Source organism: bacterium (genome assembly GCA_021372775.1).
Taxonomy (GTDB): domain Bacteria; phylum Acidobacteriota; class Polarisedimenticolia; order J045; family J045; genus JAJFTU01.
Window position 1 is genome coordinate 1 of the sequence record JAJFTU010000046.1, and the last position, 2291, is coordinate 2291.

3 protein-coding genes are annotated in these 2291 nt (G+C 71.1%); all 3 read right to left on the reverse strand.

What is annotated here, in order from left to right:
• Positions 1–461: hypothetical protein (locus LLG88_01855; protein MCE5245651.1), on the reverse strand; the 461-nt coding region annotated here is incomplete at its 3' end.
• 25 nt (positions 462–486) lie between these two features.
• Positions 487–1707 carry a DNA (cytosine-5-)-methyltransferase gene (gene dcm / locus LLG88_01860; protein ID MCE5245652.1) on the reverse strand — a complete coding sequence of 407 codons (1221 nt, stop codon included), beginning with the start codon at positions 1705–1707 and terminating at the stop codon, positions 487–489.
• 101 nt (positions 1708–1808) lie between these two features.
• A partial coding sequence (locus LLG88_01865; GenBank protein MCE5245653.1) for a GerMN domain-containing protein occupies positions 1809–2291 on the reverse strand: 483 nt, incomplete at its 5' end.

Genomic DNA, 2291 nt, shown 5'->3' on the forward strand with positions numbered 1-2291 from the left:
CCGTCGTCGCAAGCGTCGGCGGGAAGGAACACGACCCCGACCATCACGGCGAACGGCTGGCGCTGGTGGTAGTCCATCGCCTCCGCTCGCAGTTCGTTGTCGATGCGGGTGTAGTTCTTCGTGTAGCGGTTGGTCTTGGGATCGCGGAAGTTCAGCGTCTTGATCGAGACGCCGAGACCGAGTCCGAGCTCCGGCGTGCTGTAGTTGACGTCGAGCTTCTTGACCCCCTTGGCGGTGCGGGCGCGCGACTCCTGCTGGCACCCTTGCTCGTCGGGGAGAATGCCGGGGAAGGCGGGCCGGAGAGCGTTGGCGAAGAGCGTGGCCAGCTCCCGCGAGAGCCGCTCCGCGAAGTTCTTCTTGTCCGGTCTCTTGGCGTCCTTGCCGGGCGCCGCGATGCCGTCGAGGATTGCGGCGAGAGGCCTGTCGGCGTTCGTTCCGTCCTTCTCTCTTCCTGCGGTCATCGCTCTCCCTGCGTCGTCGCCCCTCTCAGCCGGTGGCCATGTCGAAGCGCGGGGCGCGTTTGGTCATCGACCCCAGGTGCGCGCGCAGCGCTTCCGCGAACTCGCGGGGGAAACGGAGGTTCCCCTTCTCGAGCCTGCTCAGGAAGCCGGCCGTGGCCTTCGCGGAAAGGGGTTTGGTGGGGAACTGCAGAAACTCCGCCAAGGGCGGGCGCGGCGCGACGATCGGGAAGGCGCTGACTTCGACTTCCCATCGCCGCCCCGCGGCGCCGCACGCGGCTTGGGGCCAGCCCCGCCCTTCGACGAGCGGCCGCCGTTCCGGCTCGCCGCTCGTTGCGGGGGAGTTGATCGATGCGGCGAGCCGCGCGCCGACCCATTGGGCGACGTTCACGCTCACGGCGTTGCCGACGAGAGTCCAGCGATACGACTTCCGCTTCACCGACTCGGCCGGCGTCGTCCAATCGACGTCGAAACCTTGGAGCCGCTCCGCGTCGCGGATGTCGGGCGTGACGATTGAATTGTCCGGCATCCACAGCGCAGGCGGCGACGGGATGCCGAGACCGGAGCCGGTCTTCAGCGTCGGGACGGCGTCTACGGCCCATCCGAGACCGCGCAGGCCTTCGGTCCAGTAGAAGCCGCAGGCGCGTCCGTCGCGCGGCGGGTCTTCGGGGACGCCCGCGTCGAGACCATGCAGCGCCGCGGCGGGATCGTCCACGCGCGACGCGATCATGATGACCCGCTGCCGTCGCTGTGGGAGGCCGAACGCCCGCGAATCGACGACGCGGTAGGCCCACGCGTACCCCAGCTCCTCGAAGGCGGCCACGATGTGGGCCATGGCCGTTCCTCGCCGGAGCTGCAGCATGAACGGCACGTTCTCGAGCATCACGCGCGGAACGTCGTGCGTTCGCAGGAGCCGGAAGACCTGATCGACGAGGCCCGAACGAGGGCCGCCGATGCCGCGCGTCGCGCCGGCTTGCGAAAGATCCTGGCAGGGGAAGCCGCCGGCCAGCATGTCGAGCCCCGCGGGGAGCGACTTGATCTCGCGGACGTCCGCGACGAGCGGAACCTGCGGGAACCGCGCCGCGAGCACCGCCTGCGCCGCGGGGTCGATCTCGCAGAGCAGCTCGGCGTGGTGCCCGGCGCGCTGGAGGCCGAGTTCGATGCCGCCGACGCCCGCGAAAAGTCCCGCGACGCGCAGCGCGCGCGCGGCAGGGGCCTTCCGCTGGACGTTACGCGACTTCGGCGACATCAGTTCACCCGAGATTGGACGACGCTCGAGAGTTTAGCACCCCGGCGGAGAGTTCTCGAGAGCATGGCGTCTCGGCGTCCCGTTCGCGCAACGCCGGACCGCTACTGCGCGCTCGTCTGGTCGGGCGAGGCGTCGGCCGAGGAGGGGAACTCGGCGCCGGTGTAGGTGCGCTTGAGGTCCACGTGGCCGGCGAGGCTCTCGCGGGGATGGCCGTCGAGGAGGAGGCCGACGCGCTTGATCTCGGGCATCGAGGCGGTGAGGGAGCGGGCCAGGGCGCCGACGAGGGACAGCTCCTCGTCCGCGCCGACGCCGGCGACGGAGGCCGCGTCGAGGTCGATCCAGGCGACGCCCGCGGTCGTGACGTGCACGGCGCGGAGCCGGGGGATCTTGCGCGTCGGGGTCAGGGCGTCCTTCGCGTCGGGGACGCCGCCGAGGACGAGCTGCGCGATCTGGCGCGCGCGGGCGCCGGGCGCGGGGAGGTCGTCGATCTCCGCCTCCACGGGGACGAGCGCGAACTCCTCGGTCGCGGCGCGCTGGAAGATCGTCGCCTTGCGGCGCGCGGGCGCGCCGGTCGTCGCCGGGGC

Coding starts and splice junctions, on each gene's coding strand:
- dcm (MCE5245652.1), bottom strand. CDS start 1,707: ATGTCGCCGAAGTCGCGTAACGTCCAGCGGAAGGCCCCTGCCGCGCGC.